The 15,762-nt window shown below is 29.5% G+C and carries 12 protein-coding genes; 11 read left to right on the forward strand and 1 reads right to left on the reverse strand.

Going from position 1 to position 15,762, the window contains the following annotated elements:
* The 11 genes from ACYQ1T_RS11660 to ACYQ1T_RS11710 all read left to right on the forward strand — a co-directional run bounded on the left by ACYQ1T_RS11660 (position 1) and on the right by ACYQ1T_RS11710 (position 12,816).
* Complete coding sequence (locus ACYQ1T_RS11660; RefSeq protein ID WP_459834897.1) at positions 1–951, forward strand: SPFH domain-containing protein; 951 nt, start codon at positions 1–3, stop codon at positions 949–951.
* 275 nt (positions 952–1,226) lie between these two features.
* Positions 1,227–1,382, forward strand: a complete 156-nt coding sequence (locus tag ACYQ1T_RS11665; RefSeq protein WP_016207039.1) for a zinc-ribbon domain-containing protein — start codon at positions 1,227–1,229, stop codon at positions 1,380–1,382.
* Positions 1,383–1,783: 401 nt separating this feature from the next.
* On the forward strand, positions 1,784–5,530 hold the full coding sequence (locus ACYQ1T_RS11670) for a phosphoribosylformylglycinamidine synthase (protein ID WP_459834901.1): 3,747 nt from the start codon (positions 1,784–1,786) through the stop codon (positions 5,528–5,530).
* A 15-nt stretch (positions 5,531–5,545) separates the two neighbouring features.
* The gene (gene purE / locus ACYQ1T_RS11675) at positions 5,546–6,025 is read left to right on the forward strand and encodes a 5-(carboxyamino)imidazole ribonucleotide mutase (protein ID WP_459834903.1); all 480 of its coding nucleotides are present in this window, start codon (positions 5,546–5,548) and stop codon (positions 6,023–6,025) included.
* Positions 6,025–6,729: a phosphoribosylaminoimidazolesuccinocarboxamide synthase gene (gene purC / locus ACYQ1T_RS11680; RefSeq protein WP_459834905.1), complete on the forward strand. Its 705-nt coding sequence runs from the start codon at positions 6,025–6,027 to the stop codon at positions 6,727–6,729. The genes purE and purC overlap by 1 nt, the downstream gene beginning before the upstream one ends.
* A gap of 37 nt (positions 6,730–6,766) precedes the next feature.
* Complete coding sequence (gene purF, locus ACYQ1T_RS11685; RefSeq protein ID WP_459834907.1) at positions 6,767–8,179, forward strand: amidophosphoribosyltransferase; 1,413 nt, start codon at positions 6,767–6,769, stop codon at positions 8,177–8,179.
* 9 nt (positions 8,180–8,188) lie between these two features.
* Positions 8,189–9,190 carry a phosphoribosylformylglycinamidine cyclo-ligase gene (gene purM, locus ACYQ1T_RS11690; RefSeq protein ID WP_459834909.1) on the forward strand — a complete coding sequence of 334 codons (1,002 nt, stop codon included), beginning with the start codon at positions 8,189–8,191 and terminating at the stop codon, positions 9,188–9,190.
* A complete protein-coding gene (gene purN, locus ACYQ1T_RS11695) occupies positions 9,178–9,786 on the forward strand; it encodes a phosphoribosylglycinamide formyltransferase (protein WP_459834911.1) in 609 nt (202 codons plus the stop codon). Before purM ends, purN begins: the two co-directional genes overlap by 13 nt.
* Before the next feature lie 19 nt (positions 9,787–9,805).
* Entirely contained in the window at positions 9,806–11,308 is a 1,503-nt protein-coding gene (purH, locus tag ACYQ1T_RS11700) for a bifunctional phosphoribosylaminoimidazolecarboxamide formyltransferase/IMP cyclohydrolase (protein ID WP_459834913.1), read from the forward strand.
* Positions 11,309–11,335: 27 nt separating this feature from the next.
* Complete coding sequence (gene purD / locus ACYQ1T_RS11705; protein WP_459834916.1) at positions 11,336–12,583, forward strand: phosphoribosylamine--glycine ligase; 1,248 nt, start codon at positions 11,336–11,338, stop codon at positions 12,581–12,583.
* Positions 12,584–12,666: 83 nt separating this feature from the next.
* Positions 12,667–12,816, forward strand: coding sequence for a hypothetical protein (locus tag ACYQ1T_RS11710; protein WP_459834918.1), 150 nt, complete (start codon positions 12,667–12,669; stop codon positions 12,814–12,816).
* A 550-nt stretch (positions 12,817–13,366) separates the two neighbouring features.
* Here the strand turns inward: ACYQ1T_RS11710 and ACYQ1T_RS11715 are convergent.
* Positions 13,367–15,724 carry a hemoblobin-interacting domain-containing protein gene (locus tag ACYQ1T_RS11715; RefSeq protein ID WP_459834920.1) on the reverse strand — a complete coding sequence of 786 codons (2,358 nt, stop codon included), beginning with the start codon at positions 15,722–15,724 and terminating at the stop codon, positions 13,367–13,369.
* Positions 15,725–15,762 lie beyond the last annotated feature (38 nt).

Raw genomic sequence — 15,762 nt, forward strand, 5'->3', positions numbered from 1 at the left:
ATGGAAAAATTTATGGGACTTATAATCTTAGGAGTTGTGTTATTATTTATATTAATACTAATTCTATCATCAATTAAAATTGTTAATACAGGTTATTTATACGTAGTAGAAAGATTTGGTCAATACCAAAAAACTTTAGAGCCAGGATGGCACTTCTTAATTCCTTTTGTTGATTTTGTTAGAAAGAAAATTTCAACAAAACAACAAATTTTAGATGTACCACCACAATCAGTTATTACTAAGGATAATGTTAAAATATCAGTAGATAATGTTATTTTCTACAAACTTTTAAATGCTAGAGATGCGGTTTATAACATTGAAGATTATAGATCAGGTATTGTATATTCAGCAACAACTAATATGAGAAATATTATAGGTAATATGACTTTAGATGAAGTTTTATCAGGAAGAGATAAGATAAACCAAGATCTTTTAAGTATTATTGATGAAGTTACAGATGCATATGGTATAAAGATTCTTTCAGTAGAAATTAAAAATATAATACCACCAACAGAAATTCAAGAAGCAATGGAAAAACAAATGAAAGCAGAAAGAGATAAAAGAGCTATGATTCTTCAAGCAGAAGGTTTAAGACAATCTCAAATTGAAAAGGCTGAAGGAGAAAAGAGATCAAAGATACTTGCAGCAGAAGCAGAAAAAGAAGCAAATATTAGAAGAGCAGAAGGTTTAAAAGAATCTCAATTATTAGAAGCAGAAGGTAAAGCTAAAGCTATAGAAGAAATAGCTGTAGCAGAAGCACAAGCTATTAGAAAAGTAAATGAAGCTATTATAGAATCAGGAACTAATGAAACAGTAATTGCTCTTAAGCAAGTTGAAGCTCTTAAGGAAATGGCTAATAGTCCAGCTAATAAGCTTATATTACCAAATGAAACTTTATCATCTTTAGGTAGTATAGCTGCAATAGGAGAAATGCTTAAAGGAAGTAAATAATAAGAATAAAAAACATCAAAGATGATAAGAATAGTAATAACTCGAAAGGGTTACGTAGGTTTCTTTGCCGGTAGATTATCTACCGGTATTTTTTTCTTTGTAAAATAATTTAAAAATAAATAAAGAAAAGAGTAGAAATTTTAAATTAAATGTGATATTATAAAATAGTAGTCGAAAGACACGAAAAATATTGTTTAAAGATTGAATAGAAATTAGCTTTCTCCATTATAGAGATTGGTTGGTACTATATTAGTCTTTAAGATGGAGGATTTAAAATGGAAGATAAGAAGATCATATGCAAAGATTGCGGTAAGGAATTCATATTCACAGTTGGAGAACAAGAATTCTACAAAGAAAAAGGATTCGATAACGAACCAGTAAGATGCATCGATTGCAGAAGAGCAAGAAAAGCACAAAACAACAGAAGATAGTTTTTGTTGATTAAGACTGTAGGTTTACCTACAGTCTTTTTTAGTATATAAGATTTTATAATGTAATTTTATGATATAAATAAACTCTCAAAATATATATGATTTACTTAAAAAATAATTTAATATTTTATTGTTTACATTAATATAATAATATTTATTAAATATTATTATAAAATCATATGAAATATTTAATAAACGAATAAAAATGAAAATATATATCCATATAGTTCGATATAATACGAATTATATGGATAATTTATTATAATAAAGTTGACATTGGAGATGCTAAATGGTAATCTTTAAATATAAGATACGAAATAAAAGTCATAAATAATGTAAAACATTCGTATTATTAAAATGGTAAAAGGACAGAACCTATAATTTAATTTTGGAGGTAGTGTATGTTGAGTGCAAGATGCATATTCGTAGAAAAGAAGAAAGGTTTTGATGTAGAGGGAAAAAGTTTACTAGAAGATTTTAAAACTAATTTAGGAATAAATGCTTTAGAAGACGTTAGACTTATAAATAAGTACACTTTAGGAAAAATCAATGATGAGTTTTATAAAAAAGCTCTTTATACTATTTTTTCTGAAAAAACGGTAGATAATATATATGAAAATAAATTAGAAATTAAATCTTCAGAGGTTGCATTTGGAGTTGAATATTTACCAGGACAGTATGATATGAGAGCGGCTTCAGCTTCAGAGTGTTATCAGCTTTTAACAGCTGATGAAAAGATAGAAGTTAAATATGCAAAAATAATTGTTTTAAAGGGAAATATTACTGTTGAGGAAGTAAACAGAATAAAAGGTTACTATATTAATCCTGTAGATTCAAGAGAGGTAGATGTATATGGACTAGAACTTTCATCAGAGCTTCCAAAGCCTAAAGATGTAGAGATTTTAGATGGATTCATAGATAAAAACGATGAAGAACTTGAAGCTTTTTATAATGAGTTAGGGTTAGCTATGAGTTTTGAAGATATAAAGATGATAAGAGATTTCTTTAAAGACGAAGAAAGAAATCCAAGTATTACAGAGATAAAGGTAATTGATACATACTGGTCAGATCACTGTAGACACACTACTTTTTCAACAGCAATTGAAGAAGTAAAGATTGAAGAAGGAATATACACGACTCCAGTAATTAAAGCTTATAAGGCTTATCTAAAATCAAGAGAATATGTTTATGGTGAAACTAATAGAGATAGAACCTTAATGGATATAGCAGTAATTACAATGAAGGAAATGAGAAAAAAAGGTATGTTAGATGACCTTGATATTTCAGAAGAAATTAATGCATGTTCAATTAAAGTTAATATAGAAACAACTAATGGAAATGAAGAATATTTAGTAATGTTTAAAAATGAAACCCACAATCATCCAACTGAAATAGAACCCTTTGGTGGGGCAGCTACATGTCTTGGTGGGGCTATTAGAGACCCTCTATCAGGCAGAACTTATGTATATCAAGCAATGAGAGTTACTGGAGCAGCTGATCCAACAGAAAAAGTTGAAAATACATTAAAGGGTAAACTTCCACAAAGAACTATAACTCTTGGAGCAGCTCATGGATATAGCTCATATGGTAATCAAATTGGACTAGCTACAGGTCAAGTTTCAGAAATTTATCATCCAAACTATGTTGCAAAGAGAATGGAAGTTGGAGCTGTTATAGCAGCAGCACCTAAAGAAAATGTAGTTAGAGAAGAACCACAAAATGGAGATATAGTAATACTTTTAGGTGGAAGAACTGGTAGGGATGGATTAGGTGGAGCAACTGGATCATCAAAGGAGCATACAGAAGATTCAATAAATGAGTGTGGAGCAGAGGTTCAAAAAGGTAATGCCCCTACAGAAAGAAAAATTCAAAGGTTATTTAGAAACTCAGAAGTAGCTAAAATGATAAAAAGATGTAATGATTTTGGAGCAGGTGGAGTTTCAGTTGCAATTGGAGAATTAACAAGAGGTTTAGATATAGATTTAGATAAAGTTCCAAAGAAATATGAAGGATTAGATGGAACAGAGCTTGCTATTTCAGAGTCACAAGAAAGAATGGCAGTTGTAGTTGATAAAGAAAATGTAGATAGATTTATAGAATTATCAGAGAGAGAAAATTTAGAAGCTATTAAAGTTGCTTCTGTTACAGATACAGAAAGACTAAGAATGTATTGGAGAGGCAAAAAAATAGTTGATTTAAAAAGAGAATTTTTAGATACAAATGGAGCAAGACAAATTACTAAGGTAGAAGTTATAGCACCAAAAGAATATCCTTTTTCAGTAGGAGATGTGGATGTTTCTAAAGAATGGATAAAAACATTAAATAAATTAAATGTATCATCACAAAAAGGACTAGTTGAAAGGTTTGATTCAACTATAGGAGCTGGAACAGTACTTATGCCATTTGGAGGAAAATATGCTAAAACACCGGCAGAAGGAATGGCAGCAAAAATACCAGTGTTAAATGGTGAAAGTAAAGATGCAACATTAATGAGCTTTGGGTTTAATCCAGACTTAGGACTTTGGAGCCCATATCACATGGCATATTATTCAGTTATTGAAGCAGTAACAAAATTAGTTTCAATGGGGGGGAATTATAAAAAGGCAAGGCTTACCCTTCAAGAATATTTTGAAAGATTAGGAAAAGAACCAAAAAGGTGGGGAAAACCTTTCGCAGCTTTACTTGGAGCGTATAAAGCTCAAATTGATTTAAATATTCCAGCAATAGGTGGTAAAGATTCAATGTCAGGTACATTTAAAGATATTGATGTTCCACCATCATTAGTAGCTTTTGCAGTAGGAGTAGAAAAAGCAGAAAATATAATCTCACCAGAATTTAAGAAAATAGGATCAAAAATTATTTTCTTAATAAGTGAAAAAAATAAAGATATGACATTAAATATTGAAGGATTTAAAAATAATTTAGATAGAATTTATAAATTGATTTTAGAGAAAAAGGTAATATCTTCATCAACAGTTAAGTTTGGTGGAGTAGCTGAAGCCCTTACCAAAATGGCTTTAGGAAATAGAATTGGGGTTAACTTTGAAAACTTAACTAAAGAAGAGTTATTTGGATTAAATTATGGCAGTTTAGTTTTAGAAGTTAAAGAAGATGTAAATATAGAAGAGGAATTTAAAGGATGCGCTTATAAAGTAATAGGTAATACAATAAAAAATGTGGCTATAATTTCAAAAGATTATGATTTAAATTTAGAGTTAGAAAAGTTAGAAAACACATTAGAAGAAAAATTATCTAAGGTGTTTAAATTAAAAACAAAAGATAAAGTAGAAAAAATAGAAACAGTTTTATATAACAAGAAAGAAATAATAATTCCAAAAGCAAAGGTAGCAAAACCAAGAGTATTTATACCAGTATTTCCAGGGACAAATTGTGAATATGATTCTGCAAGAGCTTTTAGAAATGAAGGAGCAGAAGTAAGAGAAGTAGTTTTGAGAAATATAAGTAAAGAAGCTTTAAATGATTCAATTATTCAAATGGAAAAAACTATTAGAGAAAGTCAAATAATAATGCTACCAGGTGGGTTTTCGGCTGGAGATGAACCAGATGGTTCAGGAAAGTTTATAGCAACTGTATTTAGAAATGAAAGAATTAAAGAAGCTGTAATGGATCTATTACAAAATAGAGATGGTTTAATGTTAGGGATTTGTAATGGCTTCCAAGCTTTAATTAAATTAGGTTTAGTTCCATATGGAGAAATAGTTGATATAGAAGAGGATATGCCGACATTAACTTATAATGAAATTAATAGACATATGAGTTCAATAGTAAAAACAAAAGTTATTTCAAATAAATCACCATGGTTTAGTAGTGTAACTTTAGGAGATATTCATTCAGTAGCAATATCACATGGAGAAGGTAGATTTGTTGCACCAGAAAAGTTATTAAAAGAGCTTATAGAAAATGGACAAGTAGCTACACAATATGTTGATGAAAATGGAGAAGTTTCAATGAATATGCCATATAACCCAAATGGTTCAATGCTTGGAATAGAAGGAATAACAAGCAAAGATGGAAGGGTTTTAGGAAAGATGGGGCATTCAGAAAGAATAGGAGAAAATTTATATAAAAATATTCCAGGAAACTTTGATCAAAAAATATTTAAGTCAGGTGTTAATTATTTTAAATAGCAAGGAGGAAATAAGGTGAAGGTAGCAATTTTCTTTGGAAGTAAGTCAGATACAGAAGTAATGAAGGGAGCTGCAAATTGCTTAAGGGAATTTGGAGTAGAATATAAGGCTTATGTTTTATCAGCTCATAGAGTACCAGAAAAATTAACAGAAACATTAATAGAAGCAGAAGAAAATGGATGTGAAGTTGTAATAGCAGGAGCAGGACTTGCAGCACATCTGCCAGGAGTTATAGCTTCTCAAACAACAATGCCAGTTATAGGAGTTCCTATAAAAGGTGCAGTTGAAGGATTAGATGCATTATTTTCAATAGTTCAAATGCCAAAATCAATTCCTGTAGCAACAGTTGGAATAAATAACAGTTATAATGCGGGAATGCTTGCAGTACAAATGCTTGCAATAAAAGATATATCTTTAAAAGAAAAATTAAAACAATTTAGATTAGATATGAAGAAAAAATTTGTTGAGGAAAATGGGCAAGGAGTGGATTTATAATGGAAAAATTAGAAATGATGTATGAAGGTAAAGCAAAGAAAATATATGCTACAGATAAGGCTGATGAAGTAATAGTTTATTATAAGGATGATGCTACAGCTTTTAATGGAGAAAAGAAGGGCTCAATAGATAATAAGGGAGTTTTAAATAATGCTATAACATCAAGTCTTTTTACAATGCTAAGTGAAAATGGAGTAAAAACCCACTTTATTAAAAAATTAAATGATAGAGAACAACTTTGTAAAAAGGTTGAAATAGTACCTCTAGAAGTAATAGTAAGAAATGTAGCAGCGGGGTCAATGGCTAAAAGATTAGGTCTTGTAGAAGGATTTGAACTTAAGACTACAGTATTTGAATTATCATATAAGGATGATTCACTTGGAGATCCATTAATAAATGATTATCATGCAGTAGCTATAGGAGCAACTACCTTTGAAGAGTTAAATAAAATATATGAAATGACTGCAAAAATAAATAATTTACTAAAAGAATTCTTTTTAAAACAAAATATTAATCTTATTGATTTTAAATTAGAATTTGGTAGATATAATGGAGAAATAGTTTTAGCAGATGAAATTTCACCAGATACTTGTAGATTCTGGGATGCAATAACTGGAGAAAAACTTGATAAAGATAGATTTAGAAGAGATTTGGGAAATGTTGAAGATGCATATGTAGAGATATTAAATAGAATTACTAAATAATTGAATGTAAATTGGAAGACGGGGGTTTTAAAAGGATATGAATTATAACTTAGACATAACTTTAGATCCAAGTAATGATAAGTTTAAAGAGGAATGTGGTGTATTTGGTGTATATACAAATAAAGAAATAGATGTTGCACAAATAACATATTATGGTTTGTATGCACTTCAGCATAGAGGTCAAGAAAGTGCTGGAATAGCAGTTTCTAATGGTACAGAAATTAATATGCATAAAGGTATGGGGCTTATTACAGAAGCATTTTCCAATGATAGTTTATCAAAGCTTAAAGGCTTTGCAGCAGTTGGTCATGTAAGATACTCAACATCAGGAGATACAAGAGTTGAAAATGCACAACCATTACTTAGCCAAAGTAAACTTGGTCCAATAGCAATGGCACACAATGGAACATTAGTAAATGCAGAAGTTATAAGAGAATTACTCGAAGATGGAGGACATGTTTTTCATACTTCAATAGATTCAGAGGTTATAGCAAGCTTAATTGCAAGAGGTGCAAAAAAAGGAATAGAGAGGGCAGTTCTAGATGCAATACAAGCCATAAGAGGATCTTTTGCAATGGTGATATTAACAGGAAATAAGTTAATAGGTGTAAGAGATCCACATGGAATAAGACCTTTATGTCTTGGAAAGATGGAAGATGGATATATACTTTCATCAGAAAGCTGTGCTTTAGATGCAATTGGTGCAGAGATTGTTCGTGATATTGAGCCAGGAGAGATAGTAATAATAGATGAATCTGGAATTAATTCATATAGATATTCAGAAAATACACAATGTCAAACTTGTGCTTTTGAATATATATATTTTGCAAGACCAGATTCAACAATAGATGGTTTAGATGTACATGAATCAAGAGTAAAAGCTGGAGAGCAGTTATTTAGAGAGCATCCAGTAGATGCAGATTTAGTAGTTGCAGTTCCGGATTCTGGGATACCATCTGCTATAGGTTATGCAAAGGCATCAGGAATACCTTATGATACTGGATTTGTTAAAAATAGATATGTAGGTAGAACCTTTATTACTCCATCTCAAGAAATTAGAGAAAGAGCAGTAGCAGTTAAACTAAATCCACTAAAGGTTAATGTAAATGGAAAAAGAGTTGTATTAATAGATGATTCAATAGTTAGAGGAACAACATCAAAACATTTAGTTGAATCTTTAAGAAGAGCTGGAGCTAAAGAAGTACACTTTTTAGTAGCTTCACCAATAGTTAAATATCCATGTTATTTTGGAATAGATACTCCTTATAGAAGTGAACTAATTGGTTCAGAAAGAAGTGTAGAAGAAATAAGGGAAATGATAGGAAGCGATAGTCTAGGATACTTAACTATGGAGGGTATGTATAGATGTTTTAAAGAAAATTCAGGATATTGTGTAGGATGCTTTAATGGAGTTTATCCAGTGGCAACACCAATTGAAAATGAAAGGTAGTGTTTAGAGATGATAACTTACAAAGAAGCTGGAGTTAATATAGAAGAGGGATATAAGTCAGTTAAGCTTATAAAAGAATATGCAAAGAGAACAATGAGTGAATATGTACTTAATGGACTTGGAAGCTTTGCAGGAATGGTAGAACTTCCATCAGGATATGAAAAACCAGTATTAGTTTCAGGTACAGATGGGGTTGGAACTAAACTAGAAATAGCTTTTAAAACTAAAAAATATGATACTGTAGGAATAGATTGTGTTGCTATGTGCGTAAATGATATTTTATGTCATGGAGCAAAGCCTTTATTTTTCCTAGATTATATAGCTTGTGGAAAACTAGAGGCTGAAGTAGCAGCAGATTTAGTTAAAGGAATTTCTGATGGATGTGTAATGTCAGATTGTGCTTTAGTAGGAGGAGAAACAGCAGAAATGCCAGGTTTCTATGCTGACGGAGAATATGATATGGCTGGGTTTGCAGTAGGTATCGTTGATAAAGATAAAATAATAAATGGAAAAAATATAAGTGAAGGAGATAAGCTTATAGGAATTTCATCTTCAGGATTACATTCAAATGGGTATTCATTAGTTAGAAAGCTTTTTACTAACTTAAATGAAAACTTAGGTGAAGAAGAAGCTTGGAAAACATTAATAACTCCAACAAAAATTTATGTAAAGCCAATTCTTAAATTATTAGAAAACTTTAAAATAAATGGAATGGCTCATATAACAGGTGGTGGATTTATAGAAAATGTTCCAAGAATGTTTAATGGAGAAAATCTAACAGCAGTAATAAATAAAGATAGTTATCCACTACCTTTAGTATTTGAAAAAATCATTGAAAAAGGTGTAGATAAAGATCATATGTATAATACTTTCAACATGGGTATAGGGTTTGTTCTTTGTGTAAAAGAGAAAGATGTAGAGGCAATTATAAAAGCTTTAGTGGAAATGGGCGAAAGAGCTTATGAAATAGGTTATATAATATCTGGGGGTGAAGGCTGTTGTTTAAAATAGCAGTACTAGCCTCAGGTTCAGGTTCTAATCTTCAAGCTATAATAGATAATATTAATAATGGTAAATTAAACTGTAAAATTGAAATGGTTATTGGAAGTAAAGAAGATATATATGCATTAGAGAGAGGTAAATCATGTGGAATAGAAACATATGTAGTTTCTAGAAAAGAACATGGGGATAAAACATGTGATGAAATATTAAAACTTACAAAAGGAAAAGTAGATTTAATAGTTTTAGCAGGATATCTTTCAATATTAAATGGGGAAATTCTAAAAGTATTTAAAGATAAAATAATAAATATTCATCCATCTTTAATACCATCATTTTGTGGGCCTAAAATGTATGGGATAAAGGTACATGAAGCTGTTATAAAATCAGGAGTTAAATATACAGGTTGTACAGTTCATTTTGTTAATGAAGAAGTAGATGGAGGTGCTATTATTCTTCAAGAAGTAGTACCAGTTTATTTTGAAGATAATGCAGAAGATGTTCAAAAAAGAGTTTTAGAATTTGAACATATATTATTACCAAAAGCTATAGATTTAATAAGCAAAGGTAAGATAGATATAGTAAATGGAAGAGTTAAGATAGTTTAAATAAATGGAGGGTTTTAACATGATAAAAAGAGCTTTAATAAGTGTATTTGATAAAGAAGGAGTATTAGACTTCTCAAATTTTTTAGCTTCAAAGGGAGTAGAGATTATATCAACAGGTGGAACATATAAACACCTAAAAGATAATGGAATAAATGTTATAGAAGTAAATGAAGTAACAAACTTCCCTGAAATGTTAGACGGAAGAGTTAAGACCTTACATCCTATTATACATGCTGGAATATTAGCAATAAGAGATAATGAAGAACATATGAATACTATAAAAGAAAGAGATATAGAAACTATAGATATGGTTATAGTTAATCTTTATCCTTTCTTTGAAAAAGTTAGAGAAAATTTAACCTTTGATGAAAAGGTAGAATTTATAGATATTGGTGGACCAACAATGCTTAGAGCTGCTGCTAAGAATTTTAAAGATGTAGTAGTTATTTCTAATAAGGAAGACTATAAGAACGTAATGGAAGAACTTGAAAAAACGGGAGAAGTAAGCATTAATCTTAGAAAGAAATTAGCAGGAAAAGTATTTAACCTTATGAGTGCATATGATGCTGCAATTTCAAACTTCCTATTAGGAGATGAAGAATATCCAGAATATCTTTCAGTTTCATATAAAAAGAAACAAAGCTTAAGATATGGAGAAAATCCACATCAAAAGGCTGCATATTATAGCAGTACAGAATTTGATGGGGCTATGAATAGTTTTGAAATACTAAATGGAAAAGAACTTTCATATAACAACATAAAAGATTTAGATATAGCTTGGAAAGTAGCATGTGAATTTGAAGAAGTAGCTTGTTGCGGACTTAAACATAATACTCCATGTGGTGTAGCTATAGGAGAAACTCCACTTGAAGTCTATACTAAAGCTTACAATGCAGATCCTACATCAATATTTGGTGGAATAGTTGCAGTAAATAGAAAAATAGATAAAGCTACAGCAGAGGAAATGGTAAAAATATTCCTAGAAGTAGTTGCAGCACCAGATTTTGATGAAGATGCTTTAGCAGTTTTAAAAACTAAAAAGAATTTAAGAGTAATTAAATGCAACAATACTCCAAAAGATAAAAAGTTTATGGTAACAGTTGATGGTGGAATATTAGTTCAAGAAGAAGATATAAAACTAGTTGAAGATATAAAAGTAGTAACAAAAAAAGTACCTACAGAAGAAGAAATGAAAGATTTAATATTTGGCATGAAAGTAGTTAAATATGTTAAATCAAATGCTATAGTTGCAATAAAAGATGGTGTAGCAGTTGGTGTAGGTGGAGGACAAGTTAATAGAATTTGGCCTACAGAAGAAGCTTTAAAAAGAGGAAAAGGAGCTACAGTTCTAGCTTCAGATGCATTCTTCCCATTTAGAGATGTTGTAGATACATGTGCTAAAAATGGAATAAAAGCAATAATTCAACCAGGTGGTTCAATGAGAGATGAAGAATCAATTGATGCCTGCAATGAACATGGTATAGCAATGGTATTTACAGGAATTAGACATTTCAAACATTAATAAGAGTTTTATTTGGAGGTATTATATATGAAGTTATTGTTAATTGGATCTGGTGGTAGAGAGCATGCCTTAGCCTGGAAACTAGCAAAAAGTGATAAGGTTGAAAAAATATTTGTAGCACCTGGTAATGGTGGAACAGGAACTTGTAATAAGTGTGAAAATATAAATATAACTGATATAAATGAATTAGTGGTTTTCGCTAAGGAAAACAGTATAGATTTAACTATAGTTGGACCAGAAGAACCATTAACAAAAGGAATAGTAGATTTATTTAAAGAAGAGAACCTTAAAATTTTTGGACCAGATAAAAGAGGGGCAGAACTTGAAGGAAGTAAAAGTTTTTCAAAAGACTTTATGAAAAAATACGGAGTTAAAACTGCTGAATATCAAGTGTTTTACAATGTAGATAAAGCACTTAATTATTTAGAAAACTGTGAATATCCTATAGTTATTAAAGCTGATGGATTAGCTGCCGGTAAAGGTGTTGCAATTTGCCAAACTAAAGAAGAGGCAAAAGACACTATTAAATCATTTATGATTGATGATATCTTTAAAGGAGCAGGAAATAAAGTTGTTATAGAAGAATTCTTAGATGGAGTTGAAGCATCAATACTTTCAATAACAGATGGAAAAACAATTATACCATTCCTATCAGCGAAAGATCATAAACAAGTATTTGATGGTGGAAAAGGACCAAATACAGGGGGAATGGGAGTTTTAGCACCAAATCCATATGTAACAGCTGAAGTTAAAAAAGACTTTGAAGAAAACATAATGAATAGAACACTAGAAGGAATACAAAAAGAGGGCTTTGATTTTAAAGGAATAATATTCTTTGGTCTTATGATAACTAAAAAAGGAACATATCTTCTAGAATACAATGTAAGAATGGGAGATCCAGAAACACAATCAGTACTGTACCTAATGGAAAGCGACTTGCTAGAACTAATAGAAGCAGCACTAAAAGAAGAACTACACAAAAAAGAAGTTAAATGGAGAAAAGGTACATGCGTAAATGTAGTACTAGCATCAATGGGATATCCAGGAAACTTTACAAAAGGATATAAAATAAAAATATCAAAAGAAATAAAAGAAAAAGTATTTCTAGCAGGAGCCAAACTTGAAGATGGTATTCTAAAAACTAACGGAGGAAGAGTACTTTCAGTTATAGGCGTTGGAGAAACAGTAGAAGAAGCAAGAAATGAAGCCTACAAAAATATTGAAGATATAGAATTTACAGATAAATACTTTAGAAATGATATTGGTTTAGTTTAAGAAAACTTTTTTATATTTTATGTGTAATAATTGATTTAAGTTTTACAAATAATATGAAAGAAAATATTATTTGGAGGAATACAATGAATAGAGAAACTAAAAATCAAATTTATGAAAAAGCAAAGCAAATGATAATAGAAGGTGAGTCTTGGGATAAAATAATGGAAGAAACAAGACTAAGACAAAAAGATTTAAAAAGAATACAGATGGAAGAGATAAATCCTAAATTCTAATAATGTTAGAACAGTTATTTAGAAGAAGTCTGTGTACAGTATAAAAGTGGGTTTTTAATAATCCACTTTTATTTATATTATGAAAGTATTTGTTTTAATATAAATTAGTATGGAGGTTATATACACCTCGCCTCCACCATACCATTTTTTAGGTGTATTAATTTGTTATATCAATCCAATTTAGTATTATTAATATTTTTACTTTTGTTTAATTTAGGTTAATTAAGTATAAGTTTTATTGGTGGTAATAAAAATTATGAAGAGTATTAATTTTAAAAATAAAAGATTAATATTCTTATTTGGAAGAAACAAGATCAAGGGAAAAACAATTTAGTTATATATGATTTAAGTATATGGATATTATAAAATATAATTTATTTTAACTAAGGCTTCATATATGTATCTTATTGTTATTTAGGCAGGGATTCATTATTATTTTTAAATTTAAATATAAAAATATAACTGGAAATGAAATTTCCAGTTATATAAATAAACCTAATTTAAAGTTTTTACAATTATTCTAAGAACTAACGATTGTAAGTATAAATTTTTAAAGTCTTTTATTTTTTGCAAAAAATACTCCTAATCCTGCTATTATAGTTCCTAGTATTGATAAAAGATTACTATTGAATCTTGCACCAGTGTAAGGTAATGTTTTGTTTTTAATTTCTTTTTGTGTTGTTTTAGTTTGTTCAGGTGTAGCATTTGCTTTTATTTCAGTGCTTATAGCAGATTCTGAGTTAGCTTTAACTTTAGAATCTACATTAGATTTAATTTCTGGTTTAACATTAGATTCTGTATTAGGTTTCACTTGAGAATCAACATCTGGTTTGATATTAAGATTTACTTTTTTATCTAATTTTTCGAATCCTGTCCAACCTTTAGAACAGTTTTTATCAAATACAAAGATAACTTCTTTATATTCAGAGTAATTTCCTATATCGCTTACTTTACCACCCATCATACCTACAAGTACAGCTCCCATATGATTTGAATTTAAGTCAGATATTGGAATTTCGCATATTTGCATCTCATATTCACCTATAGAATTTTTTTCTCCTACAAATTCTCTTTTGGCACTTATATATTTATCATCACTTTTTATACAAAAATCTATTATGCTATAGGCATAATGAGTATTTAACATTGTTAAGGTGATTTTACCATCTTTAACTGTAACTTTTACTTTTTCGTCAAAGAAACCAGATAACATTGATTCGTTTTCAGGAATATCAGCTCTATATGCTTTAAATCTTATTGTATAAACTCCATCCTCAAGGTTATCAGTTGGTATAGTAGAATCAGAAACAACTACTTTTCTTTTGACAGTTTCAGTTTGTCCATTATAAGTTACAGAGTAGGTTACTTCATAAGTTCCTTCTTTAGGATTTTTAATATCTAAGTCTCCAGTATCAATTTTTATTTGATCAGTTAAATCTATATTTTCTTTACCAGTTGCAGTAGCAGATACATTTTCCATTAAATTAATAGGTTTACCAGGTAGTGTATATATAGCTTTTTTTATATTAATAATTCTAATTTTTTCTGTTGTTGCAGTTAATGAAGGGGATTCTTCTTGGCTTATTAATGTCCCATCTTTCTTTATTTTTATTCTCATATCATTATAGCCATCTACTTTGATAATTATAGTATTTACATCTTCCGTAAATGCGGCATCATTTAATTCTAAACCTCCAAGATAACTTAAATGATATCCATTTATTCCAAAACTGAAGTCATCATAATATCTAACCCCATTTACAGTTACCTCAGGTTGATTAGTATTTGGATTTTTAGGATCTGCAGCCTTTATATAGTCATTTAATGCATCATTTTTCTCAAGGCTTATTTCATATTCAACTCTTCCATAAATTTCACCATATCTTGAGTTAGTTATTTTAGGGAGTGAAGTTATAGATCTCCAAACTCGGGAATCATCAATACTACTTTCTATATTATCTGTAATGGTAGTTACTTCAGGTTCTGAATTATTCACACTTTCATTTGATGGGTTAACTAGGCTCATAGTTTCACCATCTTTTTTTATTTTTATAGTCATATCATCATATCCATTATTTTGAATAACTACCGTATTTAATCCATTTTTAAATGCACTTGGGTTAAGTTCAAGTCCCATTAAAGAAAAGTTAAAAGTATTTTCTTTATTTAAATCATATGAATTAGTATATTTAACTTCATTTACAGTTATATTACTTGTAGGTCCAATAGAATCTCTATAGGCTTTTACGGAATTCCATTCATTATCTGGTGTGGAAATAAAACTAATTCTGCATTTCATAAAGTCTGAGTAAAACTTATCATATTTTACATTTTCTACTTTAGGTAATATAGCTTTTTTATCATCAGCACTATCTATAACTGCTGCATTTAAACTTATTTCTCTCTCACTTACTAAAGTACCATCTTTTTTTATGATTATTTCCATATCATTATATCCATTAGCTTTAACAAGAATTGTATTTATTTCCTCTGTAAATCCACTTGGATTAAGATCAAGCCCCAATAATCCTGCGTGATAAGCATTTTTTTCGCTTACAAGATTAGTATTATCATATTTAATTCCATTTACTGTTACATCATTTGTGTTATTTATAGCTTTTATATATTTTTCGAATTTTTCAGATTCTGCTTTTGTTGTGCTAGGGAATTTTATTCTGTATTTATCAAAATTTTCCCAAAACTTTCCTAGCTGTGATGATTCTATTTTAGGTAATGTATCTATATCAATCCATTTTGCTTCATTATTTAATTTATTGTTTTCTATAGACACATTAGTTGAGTTAGGGACATTTGTATCCGCAAATACAGTTTGAGATGTTCCAGCTATAATTAAAGCTGTAGTTACGATAGCACTTAGTCTTTTGTTGAATTTTTCTGACTTTTTCATATAATCACTCCTATTTTTAATATTAAAAAATTTTTAAT

Source organism: Clostridium carnis, assembly GCF_054657435.1.